Origin of the sequence: Vreelandella janggokensis, assembly GCF_031451615.1 — a bacterium.
Classification (GTDB): Bacteria; Pseudomonadota; Gammaproteobacteria; order Pseudomonadales; family Halomonadaceae; genus Vreelandella; species Vreelandella janggokensis.
The window spans coordinates 370,869-385,854 of the sequence record NZ_JARWAJ010000003.1 but is presented as its reverse complement, the minus strand read 5'-3'; the positions used below and the strand labels follow the sequence as shown (position 1 = coordinate 385,854).

10 protein-coding genes are annotated in these 14,986 nt (G+C 59.4%); all 10 read left to right on the top strand.

The genetic code is table 11. The features are described 5' to 3' along the window. Nucleotides 1-132: 132 nt before the first annotated feature. The 10 genes from pilM to QC816_RS11370 all read left to right on the top strand — a co-directional run bounded on the left by pilM (nucleotide 133) and on the right by QC816_RS11370 (nucleotide 14,978). The gene (gene pilM, locus QC816_RS11415; protein WP_085919593.1) at nucleotides 133-1,194 is read left to right on the top strand and encodes a type IV pilus assembly protein PilM; all 1,062 of its coding nucleotides are present in this window, start codon (nucleotides 133-135) and stop codon (nucleotides 1,192-1,194) included. After that, nucleotides 1,191-1,754 (top strand): PilN domain-containing protein, encoded by a 564-nt coding sequence (locus QC816_RS11410; RefSeq protein WP_199284688.1) that lies wholly within the window; start codon nucleotides 1,191-1,193, stop codon nucleotides 1,752-1,754. Before pilM ends, QC816_RS11410 begins: the two co-directional genes overlap by 4 nt. Next, nucleotides 1,751-2,380 (top strand): type IV pilus inner membrane component PilO, encoded by a 630-nt coding sequence (locus tag QC816_RS11405; protein ID WP_264824485.1) that lies wholly within the window; start codon nucleotides 1,751-1,753, stop codon nucleotides 2,378-2,380. The genes QC816_RS11410 and QC816_RS11405 overlap by 4 nt, the downstream gene beginning before the upstream one ends. After that, nucleotides 2,377-2,916, top strand: a complete 540-nt coding sequence (locus tag QC816_RS11400; protein ID WP_199284689.1) for a pilus assembly protein PilP — start codon at nucleotides 2,377-2,379, stop codon at nucleotides 2,914-2,916. Before QC816_RS11405 ends, QC816_RS11400 begins: the two co-directional genes overlap by 4 nt. A 54-nt stretch (nucleotides 2,917-2,970) precedes the next feature. Then, on the top strand, nucleotides 2,971-5,010 hold the full coding sequence (locus tag QC816_RS11395; RefSeq protein ID WP_309782281.1) for a type IV pilus secretin PilQ: 2,040 nt from the start codon (nucleotides 2,971-2,973) through the stop codon (nucleotides 5,008-5,010). Beyond that, complete coding sequence (gene aroK / locus QC816_RS11390) at nucleotides 5,010-5,573, top strand: shikimate kinase AroK (RefSeq protein WP_066321297.1); 564 nt, start codon at nucleotides 5,010-5,012, stop codon at nucleotides 5,571-5,573. Before QC816_RS11395 ends, aroK begins: the two co-directional genes overlap by 1 nt. Continuing rightward, a complete protein-coding gene (gene aroB / locus QC816_RS11385; protein ID WP_309782278.1) occupies nucleotides 5,570-6,676 on the top strand; it encodes a 3-dehydroquinate synthase in 1,107 nt (368 codons plus the stop codon). The genes aroK and aroB overlap by 4 nt, the downstream gene beginning before the upstream one ends. A gap of 454 nt (nucleotides 6,677-7,130) precedes the next feature. After that, nucleotides 7,131-11,573 carry a glutamate synthase large subunit gene (gene gltB / locus QC816_RS11380; RefSeq protein WP_309782276.1) on the top strand — a complete coding sequence of 1,481 codons (4,443 nt, stop codon included), beginning with the start codon at nucleotides 7,131-7,133 and terminating at the stop codon, nucleotides 11,571-11,573. A 36-nt stretch (nucleotides 11,574-11,609) separates the two neighbouring features. Continuing rightward, entirely contained in the window at nucleotides 11,610-13,028 is a 1,419-nt protein-coding gene (locus tag QC816_RS11375; protein ID WP_085919586.1) for an FAD-dependent oxidoreductase, read from the top strand. Nucleotides 13,029-13,322: 294 nt separating this feature from the next. Next, nucleotides 13,323-14,978, top strand: coding sequence for a CTP synthase (locus tag QC816_RS11370; protein ID WP_085918912.1), 1,656 nt, complete (start codon nucleotides 13,323-13,325; stop codon nucleotides 14,976-14,978). Nucleotides 14,979-14,986 lie beyond the last annotated feature (8 nt).

Genomic DNA, 14,986 nt, shown 5'->3' with positions numbered 1-14,986 from the left:
AACTGGCTGCCATTATAGGAAGCCAAGGCGGCCGCCACCAGTGTTGATGTGCCATCATGCGGCGTGAGTGTGACTCGGCTTAAAATCATGTAACCTCGAGCAACGCGATAGGCAAGCGACTCCGGACCCATAATGCGCTTACTCAAACCTCGTAACGGGTTGATCGGCGTCGATATTACCTCGGCGACTGTCAAGCTGCTTGAACTCAAGAACGCTCATCAGAACTTTCAGGTGCAAAGCTACGCCGTGCGTCCGCTTCGTGAAGGGGCGGTAGTGGAAAGACGCATCCGTGATATCGACGACGTCGCCCAGGTTCTCAGTCGCGCGGTAGAACATGCCAGCCCGTCAACGCGTAAAGCGGCGGTGGCCGTACCTGCGAGCGCGGCGATCACCAAAACGCTCAGCTTTCCGCGATCACTCAGTGAAGACGATATTGAAGCCCGCATCATCGCCGAGTCAGACCGGCATATTCCGTTTCCGTTCAATGAGGTGGCGTTTGATTTTGAGTGCCTGGGGCCATCGCCATTTGACGATGACCGTCAGCAGGTGGTGCTGGTGGCCTGCCGCCAGCAGGATGTAAGCCAGTTAACCGAGACCCTCGAGCGCGCCGGGCTCGAGCCCGCCGCCGTTGAAGTTGAAACCTTTGCCATGGAGCGATCGTTTGAAGTGCTGCGCCGCCAGCTTCATGTTCAGGACGACCCCGACGCCTGCGTCGGCCTGGTGGATATCGGGGCCAATATGAACGCTTTTCACGTCGTGCGCGGTGGGCACATCGTCTACAGCCGTGACACGGTCTTTGGTGGCCGCCAACTGACCGATGCCATCCGCGACCGTTACCAATTAAGTATGGAGGAGGCCGGTTTTGCCAAAAAACGCGGCGGCCTGCCCGATGACTATCCTGACAGCGTGCTTAACCCGTTTTTGGAAACGGTCGTACAGCAGGTGGGCCGCTCACTCCAGCTTTACTACACCGCAGGGCGTCAACATGAGGTTCAGCATATTGTTCTGGCCGGTGGGTCGAGCGTAATTCCTGGCTTGGCAGAGCGTATCGCTGAAGATAGTGGCATGAACGTGACGATTGCCAACCCCTTCCAGGCCATGGCGGTCAACAAGCGCCTGGATGTCGAAGCGCTCACCAACGATGCCCCGGCGATGCTGACTGCAGGCGGCCTGGCCATGAGGGTTGGGCAATGAGCATCACCATCAACCTGTTACCCTGGCGTGAGGAGCAGCGCGAACGGCGCACGCGGCGTTTTTACTACTTTATGGTGCTGATGTTGTTGTTAGGCGTCGCACTCGGCTGGGGCATCGCCAAGTTTTATTCAATGCAACTGGCTGCGCAGCAACAGCGCAATGCGTTTATTGAGGCTCAAACCCGCGAGCTGACAGCGGATATTGGCAACCTGGAGCGCTATAAGGCGGACGCCCTGCGGCTCGGTGAGCAACTGGTGTTGTTCCAAACGCTGCAAACACAGCGGGCCAGCACCGTTGAGCTGTTCAATGCACTCGCTAGCAGCGTCGCCAGCGGTGTGGTCTACCAGCAGGTGTCGCGCAACGGTGCCCAGGTCAGCATCGAAGGGGTCGCGGCCAGCGAACGGCAGGTGTCCGAGCAGTTACGCCGAGTGGCTGACAGTCGGGCGTTTGGCGTGCCATCGCTATCGGAAGTCGAGAGTGACGCTGAGGGTGGCGGCCGACAGTTCCGTTTCGATGTTGAGCAACCCTCACTATCGGCTTCCGCCGAGGAGCAGCCATGATCTGGAAGCGGGCGCGTTGGGCGCAGGAATGGCAACAGCTGCGCGATGTCGATTGGCGAGACCTGGATGTGAAAGAAGCCGGTGGCTGGCCATTGCTGCTCAAAGCGCTTTGCGGTGGGCTGGCCTTGCTGGTGGCTGTATTGATAATGGAATGGTTGATTATCGGCGAGCGGCGCGCCGAGTTGGCCAGTGCGCAGCAGCAAGAATCGCGCTTGCTTGGCGACTACCGTCGGCAGTCAGGTGAAGCGGCTCAATTGCCCAAGATACGCGAGCAGCTTGCCACGCTGGAAGACCAAATGGCGCGTGTGCGCGCCATCCTGCCCACCGGTGCGGAGATTCCATCGTTGCTCGATAGTATCAGCGATGCCGCGGTGGATAACCGGCTGACAATCGAAACCATTCGTCTGCGTCCCACGGTTACCCAGCCCCACTATGTGGAGCAGCCGCTGGATATACAGGTACGCGGCGACTTTCATCAGATTGCCCGTTTCGCCGCCGACATTGCCTCGTTACCCCGGCTTGTGACCCAGCACGACTTCACGTTGGCGCCCGTCGATACCACTGGGGACAGCCTGCGGCTTTCCTTGCTGGCGCGCACCTACCGAGATCGGGAGGAGGCTCCATGACGTCGTGGGTTCGCCGAGGGTTAGTCGCTGGATGGCTAGCGGGGTTTCTCCTGTTGACGGGCTGCGCGGATCCAGCGCTGTCGCAACTGGAGGCAACCCTTGACGATATACGGCAAACCTCCAGCAGTGAGCCGGTCATGGTGATTCCCTATGTGCCGCTTTACCCTGCACAACGCTATCAGCACAGCGAGGCGCGCAGCCCCTTTTTGCCGCCACAATCGACACAGGACAGCGCGTACGGGGCGGCGGGTGAAAATGGCCCCGACCCGCAACGACCTGCCGAACCACTGGAGCGCTTTTCACTGCAAGAGCTTCAACTGGTTGGCACGATACGCATGGACGGTCGGCGAGTGGCCATGATTGCGACACCTGAAGGTGAGGTGGTTAACGTCAGGGAAGGTCATTATATGGGCACAAATTATGGTCGCATTGTTGCCATATCAGCTCAGGAGATTGAGATTCGCGAACGCGTCTACACCCAGCAAAATGGCTGGCAGACACGTCCTGCTTCGCTCACTATTGTCGATGAGCGCTAAATGATGACGGGCATGCGCATCACGCAGCGACCCAAAGCAAGTGGATGGAGACCCATGGCAAACACCTTGGTAAGCCGTTTTCGGCAAAGCATGCTGGCCGCAATGATGCTACTTCCCGGTTGGGCGGTGGCGTCGGTGCTCACCGATCTCGAGGTGCGTGAAACGCAAGGCGGCGACGTGGCGTTGGAGTTGCGTTTCAGCGGTGAGGTGCCTGAGCTCAATGGCTACCCGCTGACGAACCCGCCGCGTTTGGCACTGGATCTGGCGGATACCCAAAACGGCCTGACCGAGCGTCGGACACGCGTTGACCTGGGGGGCGTTGAGGGCATTACCGCGCTGGAAGGCAGTGGTCGCACGCGCCTTGTGCTGGACCTGGAGGCGCCTCGCCAGTTTCGTTCATCGGTGTCCGGTGACCGGCTGACCGTGACCCTGGCGGCCGCTGGGGCATCGAATGAGCTGCCTGTCGAACGCCTTGAAACAGCGCAGGGGCCCCAGGTGCAGGATATTGACTTTCAACGCGGTGAAAGTGGTGCAGGGCGCTTGTTGGTGACCTTTGATCGCGACAGCGTCAGCCCCAAGGTGCGCGAGGGTGGACGTAATGAGGTGATTGTCGAACTCGGGCAGGTGACGGTGCCCGACGCCCTCAATCAGGTCTATGACGTGACGGATTTTGCCACGCCGATCTCGCGTATCACGCCGCGCCGCGGGCAACGCGGCAGTGAGCTGGTGCTCACCACCGATGGCCCCTATGCCATGGTGTCATCGCAGTCAGGCGATCAGTTGACGGTGGAAGTCCAGCCTGTCAGCGAAGTCCCGCAGCAGGCGCGTGTGGATCAAGGCGAGGAATATACTGGCGAGCGGTTGAGTCTTAACTTTCAGGATATTGAAGTGCGCGCCGTGCTTGCCACGCTCGCCGATTTTACCGGCTTGAACCTGGTGGCCAGCGATAGCGTCAGCGGACGGGTAACGCTCAATCTTAACGATGTGCCCTGGGACCAGGCGCTGGACCTGATCCTCCAGAGCCAGGGGCTTTCCAGTCGTGAAAAGGGCAATGTGATTGTGGTGGCGCCGGCGAGCGAACTGGCTGAACTAGAGCGCCAGGAACTGGAAGCCCGCAATCAGCAGGAAACGCTGGCACCGCTTGTAACAGAGTTTATTGAAGTGAAGTACGCCCGTGCCGAAGACCTGTCGCAACTGCTGCGTGGCGGTGAAGGTTTCGGTCTGCTCACCGAGCGAGGCCGGGTCAGCGTTGACCAACGCACCAACACGCTGCTGGTTCAGGACACCCCGGATCAAGTGCGCGAAATCGTGCGCACGCTGGACCGCCTGGATGTAGCCGTTCGCCAGGTGCAGATTGAAGCCCGCATCGTGATCGCCCGTGATACGGCTTCCCGCGAGCTGGGCATCAACTGGGGGGCGTCCAGCACCCGCGGATTTCAGGGTGGCGGTGACGGCACATTCGAACGCCGCGATATCAATCCCGACGGGCTAAACCGCGCTCGCGGCGGGCTGGCGGTTGATTTTGGCGATACCTCCGACGCCGGTGCCGGGTTCAGCTTTGGCTACCTGGCCGGTGATGTATTGCTCGATCTTGAGCTGCGCGCCCTGGAAAGTGAGGGCAAGAGCCAGACCATTTCACAGCCCAAGATCATTACCGCCAATCAGCGCACCGCTACCATCAGCCAGGGCGAGGAGCGTGCCTTCCAGAGTGTTGACGGTAACGATAATCCGGATACCGAGTTCAAGGAGGCCGAGCTATCGCTTGAGGTCACCCCGCAGATTACGCCGGATAACCGCATCATCATGGATCTGTTGATTCGCAATGACAGCTTCCGGGAGTCCGAGTTTGGGGGGGAACCGCCGATAGACACCAATGAAATCGAGACCCAGGTACTGGTCGATAATGGGCAAACCGTGGTGCTGGGCGGTATTTTAACCACTGAGGAGCTGCGTCAAGTCGCCAAAACACCGCTGCTCGGCGATATTCCCTTGCTGGGTCGACTGTTTCGCTATACCGAAGAGAGCAATGAAAAGGTAGAGTTGTTAGTCTTTATTACACCACGACTTCTTGATGATGGCTTAACGGTTCGCTAATGCAGGATTTACCCAACCTTTTTCTGATTGGCCCCATGGGGGCTGGCAAAAGCACGATTGGTCGACTGCTGGCAGCCGAACTATCGCGCGACTTTTTTGATAGCGACCACGCCATTCAAGCGCGCTGCGGGGCCGATATCCCGTGGATTTTTGATGTGGAAGGCGAGCAGGGCTTTCGCCAGCGTGAGATTCACATGATCGACGAGCTGACCCAACGCCATCCCGTGGTTGTGGCGACCGGCGGTGGCGCGGTGCTGCGCGAGGAAAACCGCCGCGCGCTCCGCGAGCGGGGCACGGTGGTGTACCTGTTGACCACTGTCGATCAGCAGCTCCGGCGCACGGCGAAAGACCGCAACCGCCCGCTGTTGCAGTGTGCTGACCGCGAGAAGGTGCTGAACGATATGTTCGCCGCCCGTGACCCGCTTTATCGCGCCACGTCGGATATTACCGTGCGTACCGACCGGCGCAGCCCGCGCGCGGTGGTCAACGAAATTGTGCGTCGCGTCCGGCGCCTGGTCGACCCTCTTGAATCCATAAATTCGTCAAACAAGGTATCCCCATGACCGCAGTTGACGGCGTACAGCGTACGCTTGAGGTGGCGCTCGGCGAGCGCAGCTATCCGATCCTTATTGGTACAGGGCTTGTAGGCAGGCCCGATATGCTGACGCCGTATCTGGCCGGCCAGCAGGTAATGGTGGTCACCAATGAAACCATTGCCCCGCTGTATCTGGAACGTCTCTGCGATAGCCTGCCGGATGATCTGGAGGTGCGCACGCTAGTGCTGCCCGATGGCGAACAGTACAAGACCATCGAGCAGGTAGAGCGTATCTGGAGTGCGCTGTTGGAAGCGGGGTTTAACCGTCGCTGCACCCTGATAGCGCTGGGCGGTGGGGTCATTGGCGACATGGTGGGCTACGCGGCCGCCGCCTACCAGCGTGGCGTGGCGTTCATCCAGGTGCCGACCACGCTGCTGTCCCAGGTGGACTCCTCGGTGGGCGGCAAAACCGGCGTCAATCACCCGCTGGGTAAGAACATGATCGGCGCCTTCTGGCAACCCAAGGCCGTGCTGGTCGATATCGACACGCTCACCACGCTGCCCGCGAGGGAGTTGTCAGCGGGACTCGCGGAGGTGATCAAATACGGTTTCATCCGCGATGAAACCTTCCTGGCCTGGCTGGAAGCCAACATGACGGCTTTACGCTGCGTGGAGCCCGAGGTGATTGCCGAGGCCATCGCCCGAAGCTGCCTGATAAAAGCGGATATCGTCGCTGAGGATGAAACCGAGCAGGGCGTTCGCGCGCTGCTCAACCTGGGCCACACCTTTGGCCACGCCATTGAAGCGCACCAGGGCTATGGTAACTGGTTGCACGGCGAAGCCGTAGGCGCGGGGATGGCCATGGCCGCGACGCTCTCCCATGAGCTGGGCTGGATTTCGGCGGCGGATCGCGAACGCAGCCTGGCGGTGATCAAGAGCGCCGACTTGCCTGTTCATGCACCGGCAAGCATGTCGAGTGACGACTTTCTTGCCCGCATGCGGCTGGACAAGAAGAATATCGATACCCGCTTGCGCCTGGTGCTGCTTGAGGCGTTGGGCAGTGCCTGCGTCAGCGATGCGGTGCCGCCTGACCAATTAAAAACCCTGCTCGATCAATATCCGCGACGCTAGCCGCTGATTTCCCGTTGTATTGCACCTAAAAACACCCCGCTTCGACTAAGCGGGGTGTTTTTAGGTGTGCGCAATAAAGGTTTCTGTTTTAGCTAATCCGCATGCCTTATGCAGTATCGGCATGGCTAAAAAGCGCCTTATTAGACTAAAGTCTAGGCATTGGAGTGTTTCGTTAAAATAGCGTTTTCCTGCGCTGCAAGTGGTTGAAGGATATCGTTTTTTTAATTGATCGGTTGTGCAACTACAGGATTTGGAAAGGGTTTTGAAGGCTCAGGAGGTGAGGAAAGATTGCGCAAAGCGGCTGCAAATCGCTATGCTGACCGGCCATTTTCCAATGGTAGCGAAGGCAAAAGCCGCCCTCCTACAGGCCGGTTATCACCACTAAAAAAATCAACAACCCGCCTTTTTATCACAACCCCGCTACCAAAAAAACACGCTGACTAGAGGCACGCCCATGAATAGAGGTCTTCACCAGCCCGGCGAGTTTCGCGACAACTGCGGCTTTGGCCTGATTGCCCATATGGAAGGGCAGGCCAGCCACGACCTGTTGAAAACCGCGATCGAGTCCCTTACCTGCATGACGCACCGGGGGGGGATCGCCGCTGACGGTAAAACCGGCGATGGCTGCGGGCTGTTGCTTAAAATGCCCACTCACTTCATGCAGGCGGTGGCCAAGGACGCCTTGGGCGTTGAGCTGGGCGAGCGTTTTGCCGTTGGGGTTGTGTTCCTGCCCGATGATGACAAGCGGGCTGCACGTGGACGCGATGCACTTGAAGACGCGCTCAAGGCACGCGGCCTGAACGTGATCGGCTGGCGCGATGTGCCCACCGACGCCAGTGTGTGCGGGCCGATGTCGCTCGATTGCCTGCCGCGTATCAGGCAGGTCTTTGTGCAGCCGGGTAGCGGTGAGCACTTTGATGTTGACCTTTTCATGGCGCGCCGTCATGCCGAACAGGCGATGCGCGACGACGAAGACTTTTATGTTGCTTCGCTGTCGTCCGAAGTGGTGTCGTATAAAGGGCTGGTAATGCCCGAAGATCTGCCGGCTTTCTATACAGACCTCAACGACCCGCGCCTGGAAACGGCGATTTGCGTCTTCCACCAGCGTTTCTCGACCAATACCGCACCGCGCTGGCCGCTTGCCCAACCGTTCCGCCTGCTGGCGCACAACGGCGAGATCAACACCATTCAAGCCAACCGCGGTTGGGCGAACTCGCGTAAAGCGAACTTCGTTAACGAGCGCCTGCCGGATATCGCCGAACTGGATGAAATTGTCAATACCACCGGTTCAGACTCCTCCAGCATGGATAACATGCTGGAAGTGCTGCTGACCGGTGGCATGGAACTACACCGCGCAGTGCGCATGATGGTGCCGCCAGCCTGGCAGAACGTCGAAACCATGGACGCCGAGTTGCGCGGCTTCTATGAATACAACTCCATGCATATGGAGCCGTGGGACGGCCCGGCAGGCGTGGTGATGACCGACGGGCGCCAGGCAGTGTGTATGCTCGACCGTAACGGCCTGCGTCCTGCGCGCTGGGTGATTACCAAGAATGGCTATATCACCCTGGCGTCGGAAATCGGCACCTACGGCTACAAGCCGGAAGACGTGGTGGCCAAAGGGCGTGTGGGACCCGGCCAGATGCTGGCGGTGGATACCCATACCGGTGAGGTGCTGCATACCGAGGACATCGACAATCGGCTGAAGTCGGCGTATCCGTACAAGCGCTGGCTGAAGCAGGAAGCCAACTACCTGGAATCGGCGCTGACCGAGTTGGCGCGTTTCCAGAACATGGATGGTAATGCACTGAACGTGCAGCAGAAGATGTTCCAGGTCAGCTTTGAAGAGCGCGACCAGGTGCTGCGTCCGTTGGCTGAAAGCGGTCAGGAGGCGGTAGGTTCAATGGGCGATGATACGCCCATGGCGGTGCTGTCCAGCCGTCCGCGGCTGCTGACGGATTACTTCCGCCAGAAGTTTGCCCAGGTGACCAACCCGGCCATCGATCCGCTACGTGAAGCGATCGTCATGTCGCTGGAAACCTGTTGTGGCGCCGAGCTGAATGTTTTCAAAGCGACCCCGGAACATGCCCACCGGCTGATCTTGACCACGCCGGTGCTGTCGCCGCGCAAATTTACCGCCCTGGTCAGTCAGGATGATCCGGCATTTGCCAGTCATACCCTGTCGCTGGGCTATGACCCCGAGCAGCAGTCGCTCAAACAAGCACTGACGGCGCTTTGCCAGGAAGCCGAAACGCAGGTGCGGGCCGGTAAAGTCCTGCTGGTGTTGACGGATGCCGACTTGCCCAAAGGCATGCTGCCGATTCAGGCAGTCCTGGCGGTAGGGGCGGTTCATGCCCATCTGGGCCGGCTTGCCCTGCGCCCCAACGCCAATATTGTGGTCGAGACCGGCTACGCCAGGGATGCCCACCAGATGGCCGTGCTGTTCGGCGTGGGCGCGACGGCTGTCTACCCATGGCTTGCCTATCAGGTGATGGCGGATATGCACCGCACCGGCGAACTGACCGGCAACCCGGCAGACGCGCGGGAAAACTACCGTAAAGGCCTGCAGAAGGGGCTGTTCAAGATCCTCTCCAAGATGGGCATCTCGACACTGGCGTCTTACCGCGGTTCGATGCTGTTTGAAGCTGTCGGCCTCGACGACGACATCATGCAGATGTGCTTCCCGGGCATGGCGTCGCGCATCCAGGGCACTGGCTTTGCCGAGCTGCAAATGCAGCAGGCATTGCTGGCCAAAGACGCCTGGATTCCCCGCAAGGGCATCACCCAGGGCGGCTTGTTCAAGTACGTTCATAACCACGAGTATCACGCCTATAACCCTGACGTGGTGATGACGCTTCAGGCCGCTGTCCAGGAAGGCAGCTACGCCAAGTGGAAGAAATTCGCCCAGCTGGTCAACGAGCGGCCGGTGGCGACAATCCGCGACCTGCTGGCCCTCAAGCCTGCTGAAACGCCGATTCCGCTGGATGACGTCGAGCCGGTTGAAGACCTGCTGCCGCGCTTTGACAGCGCGGGCATGTCGCTGGGCGCGCTGTCGCCGGAGGCCCACGAAGCACTTGCCCAGGCGATGAACGAGGAAGGTGGCCGCTCCAACTCCGGCGAGGGCGGCGAAGACCCGGCGCGCTACGGCACGATTCGCAGCTCGAAAATCAAGCAGATTGCCTCTGGCCGTTTTGGGGTGACGCCTCACTACCTGGTCAATGCGGAAGTCCTGCAGATCAAGGTCGCCCAGGGCGCCAAGCCCGGTGAGGGTGGTCAGTTGCCTGGCGGCAAGGTCAATCAGCTGATTGCGCGGCTGCGCTACTCGGTGCCCGGCGTGACGCTGATTTCGCCGCCGCCGCACCACGACATCTACTCGATCGAAGACCTGGCGCAGTTGATTTTTGACCTCAAGCAGGTCAATCCGGACGCCCAGGTATCGGTCAAGCTGGTGTCCGAGCCGGGTATCGGCACTATCGCGACAGGAGTTGCCAAGGCCTACGCGGACCTGATTACCGTGTCCGGCTATGATGGTGGTACGGCCGCAAGTCCCCTGACCTCGATCAAGCACGCCGGGTCACCCTGGGAGCTGGGGCTGCCGGAAGTCCATCAGGCGCTGCGTATCAACAGTTTGCGTGACAAGATCCGCCTGCAGACCGACGGCGGTCTGAAGACCGGCTTGGACGTGGTCAAGGCGGCGATCCTTGGCGCGGAAAGCTTCGGTTTCGGTACCGCGCCGATGGTCGCGCTGGGCTGTAAATACCTGCGCATCTGTCACCTGAACAACTGTGCCACCGGTGTCGCCACCCAGGATGACTTCCTGCGCGGCGAGCACTTCCGCGGTACCGTGGACATGGTCAAGAACTATTTCCGCTTTATCGCCGAAGAAGTGCGTGAGTTGATGGCCATGCTGGGTGTGACCAAACTCACCGATCTTATCGGCCGTACCGACCTGCTCGACGTGCTGGAAGGCAATACCGCCTCCCAGCGCAAGCTGGATTTGACGCCGCTGCTGACCAACGACTTCGTGCCCGCGGATGCGCCCCAGTTCTGCAAGGTGAGCCGTAACGTGCCCCACGATCCGGGTGCCAAAAACCAGGAAGTGTTGGCGGCACTGAAAGACGCCATAGAAAACCAGTCGGGTGGCGAGTTTGATTTCACCATTACCAACTGTGACCGTAGTGTCGCCGCGCTGACATCCGGCGCGATTGCCAAGCGCTACGGTGAAGAAGGCCTGGAAAACGCGCCGATCACCGCGCGATTTACCGGTGTTGCCGGGCAGAGCTTCGGGGTGTGGAACGCCCGTGGCCTGAACCTGTATCTCGAAGGCGATGCCAACGACTACGTGGGTAAAGGCATGAACGGTGGCAGCATTGTGATTGTGCCGCCGAAAGTCAGTGAATTTGAAAGCCACAAAACGGCGATTATCGGCAACACCTGCCTGTATGGCGCGACCGGCGGCAAGCTGTTTGCGGCGGGTACGGCGGGTGAGCGTTTCGGGGTACGTAACTCCGGGGCGACGGCCGTTATCGAAGGCGCGGGCGACCACTGTTGCGAATACATGACCGGTGGCCTGGTCTGCGTCCTCGGTGAGACCGGGGTGAACTTCGGCGCCGGCATGACAGGCGGGTTTGCCTACGTGCTGGATGAAGAGCGCACCTTTGTAGACAAGTACAACCATGAACTGGTTGAGATTCACCGTGTTAACACCGAAGCGATGGAGGCGTATCGTCGCCACCTGCGCGAAATGATTGAGGCCTACGTAGCAGCGACAGGATCAGCGCGTGGGGCGGCTATTTTGGAAGACTTCAGCGACTACGCGCGTCACTTCTGGCTGGTAAAGCCCAAGGCCGCAAGCCTGGGTAGCCTGCTGGATCAGTCTCGGCGTCAGCCGGAATAACCGTTTTATGCCCCTATCGCTGACAGGAGAGAGATCATGGCCAACCGTTTGAATAACGATTTCCAGTTTGTGGATGTGGGTCGTCAGGACCCGCAGAAAAAAGATGCGCGTAAGCGTTCCAAAGAATTTGCTGAAATCTACGAGCCCTACAAGCCTACCGACGCGGCCAGCCAGGCACACCGCTGTCTGCACTGTGGCAATCCGTACTGCGAGTGGAAGTGCCCGGTACACAACTACATACCCAACTGGCTGCAGCTGGTGGTGGAAGGCAACATTATCGAGGCCGCCGAGCTTTCGCACAAAACCAACTCGCTGCCCGAAGTGTGTGGTCGTGTGTGCCCCCAGGACCGTCTGTGTGAGGGCGACTGCACACTCAACGATGGCTTTGGCGCGGTGACCATTGGATCGATCGAGAAGTACATTACCGATACGGCCTTTGCCATGGGCTGGCGTCCGGATATGTCGCAGGTGACCTGGACGGACAAGAAAGTGGCGATTGTGGGGGCAGGACCTGCAGGCCTTGGCTGCGCCGATATCCTGGCACGCAATGGTGTCAAGCCGGTGGTGTTCGACAAGTACCCTGAAATCGGCGGCTTGCTGACGTTCGGTATTCCCGAGTTCAAGCTGGAAAAGAACGTCATGGAGCGTCGCCGTGCGGTCTTTGAAGAGATGGGCGTCGAGTTCCGGCTGAATACCGAGATCGGTACCGACGTTGAGTTTGAAACGCTGCTCCAGGACTACGATGCCGTTTTCCTGGGTATGGGCACTTACAAGTATATGGAAGGAGGCTTCCCGGGCGAAGATCTGCCGGGTGTTTATAAAGCGCTCGACTTCCTGATTGCCAACGTCAATCGCTGCCTGGGCTTTGAAAAAGATCCCAACGATTACATCTCAATGGAAGGCAAGCGCGTGGTGGTCCTGGGCGGTGGTGATACCGCAATGGACTGCAACCGCACCTCGATTCGTCAGGGAGCGGCGAGCGTGACCTGCGCCTATCGCCGTGATGAAGGCAACATGCCGGGGTCACGTAAGGAAGTTGCCAATGCCCGGGAAGAGGGCGTCGAGTTTCTGTTCAACCGTCAGCCGGTCGCCGTGGTCGGTGACGACAAGGTCGAAGGCGTGAAGGTGGTGCGTACGCGTCTGGGCGAGCCGGATGAAAACGGTCGCCAGCGCCCTGAAGTAGTGCCGGGCTCGGAAGAGATTGTTCCCGCCGATGCGGTGGTTGTTGCCTTCGGTTTCCAGGCAAGCCCCGCGCCCTGGTTCGACCCGGCCAATATCCAGGTCGATGAGCGCGACCGTGTCACCGCGCCGGAGCACGGCCAATACGCCTTCCAGACCAGCAACGAGAAAATCTTTGCCGGCGGCGATATGGTGCGCGGCTCTGACCTGGTGGTCACCGCCATCTACGAAGGCCGTCAGGCAGCGGAAGGCATGCTGGATTATCTGGGCGTTTAATTCGGATTCCAGCATCGGACTTGTCGGGCGATCGGGCTGTCTACGGGAAATCCTCTTCGGTGCCTCGATGATTGCTGATCGCCCAATGAATTGGGCTCCTACCACCCCGTCTTGCACGAGGCCATGTAGGAGCCCGACTTGTCGGGCGATCAGGCCATCGACTGGCTATCACCCTCGGCGCCTCGATCCCTCTTCCCGCCGTAATTGAGCCTTAGGTCGTACTCTGCTATTCTGTCGTCCCATCCTGGTGTGGCTTTCTGCCGTGCCTTCTGATCACGTTTCGACAGGTTTTTCATGACACGATATATCTTCGTGACCGGCGGCGTTGTGTCCTCTCTTGGCAAAGGCATCGCGTCGGCCTCGCTGGCGGCGATCCTCGAGGCACGCGGCCTTAAGGTCACCATGCTCAAGCTCGACCCCTACATCAACGTCGACCCGGGCACCATGAGCCCCTTCCAGCATGGCGAGGTATTTGTCACCGAGGATGGTGCAGAAACCGACCTGGACCTTGGCCACTACGAACGCTTTATTCGCACCAAAATGACCCAGCGCAACAACTTTACGACCGGGCGTGTTTACGAGCACGTACTGCGTAAAGAGCGGCGAGGCGACTATCTAGGTGGCACCGTTCAGGTCATTCCGCATATTACCGACGAAATCAAACAGCGCGTTTATGCCGGTGGTGAAGGCTTTGACGTCGCGCTGGTGGAAATTGGCGGTACGGTCGGCGATATCGAGTCGCTACCCTTCCTGGAATCGATCCGCCAGATTCGCAGCGAACAGGGCGCCAACCGCGCGTTGTTCATGCACCTGACGCTGGTGCCTTACATCAAGACGGCGGGTGAAACCAAAACCAAGCCGACCCAGCACAGCGTCAAGGAGCTCCGCTCCATCGGTATCCAGCCGGACATCCTGATTTGCCGCAGCGAAGTCGAGTTGGAAGAGAGCGAACGCCGCAAAATCGCCCTGTTCACCAACGTTGAAGAGCGTGCCGTTGTGCCACTGCAGGATGCCGATACGATCTACCGTATCCCGCTGATGCTTCACGAGCATGGGCTGGACGATATCGTCTGTGACAAACTGCGCCTGGAGGCCGGCCCGGCGGATCTTTCCGAGTGGGTGAAGGTCCTGGATGCCAAGCTTAACCCGCTGAAGTCGGTCAGCATCGCCATGGTCGGCAAGTACATGGAATTGCTTGACGCCTATAAATCGCTTAATGAAGCGTTGACCCATGCCGGTATCCAGGGGCGCATCAAGGTCAATATCGACTTCGTCGACTCGGAAGATATCGAGCGCCATGGTACCGAACGGCTGGCCGGTAAAGACGCCATCCTGGTGCCGGGTGGCTTTGGTGAGCGCGGCGTTGAAGGCAAGATCATGACCGCCCAGTTTGCCCGTGAAAACAAGGTGCCGTATCTGGGGATCTGCTTGGGCATGCAGGTGGCTGTGATCGAGTTTGCGCGCCATGTGGCGGGCTGGAAGGATGCCAACTCCACCGAGTTCACCCACGATACCCAGCACCCCGTTGTCGGCCTGATTACCGAGTGGCTTAACGCAGAAGGCAAAATCGAGCTGCGCGATGCGGCTTCCGACCTGGGTGGCACCATGCGCCTGGGCGGTCAGGTATGCCGCCTCGCGTCAGGTAGCAAGGCACGTGAAGCCTATGGCGCTGATGAAATCGTCGAGCGCCACCGCCATCGTTTCGAGGTCAATAACCAGTTTATCGATGACCTGGAAAAGGCCGGGCTGGTAATTTCAGGCAAGAGTGTCGACCAGTCGCTGGTGGAAATGGTCGAGCTTGCTGACCATCCCTGGTACGTCGCCTGCCAATTCCACCCGGAATTCACCTCGACGCCGCGGGATGGCCATCCGCTCTTTTCAGGCTTTATCAATGCCGCCGTCGAGCACAAAGCCGCAAGGGCACGTGCCCACGCGGCGCCTCAGGAATAACAGGGGGA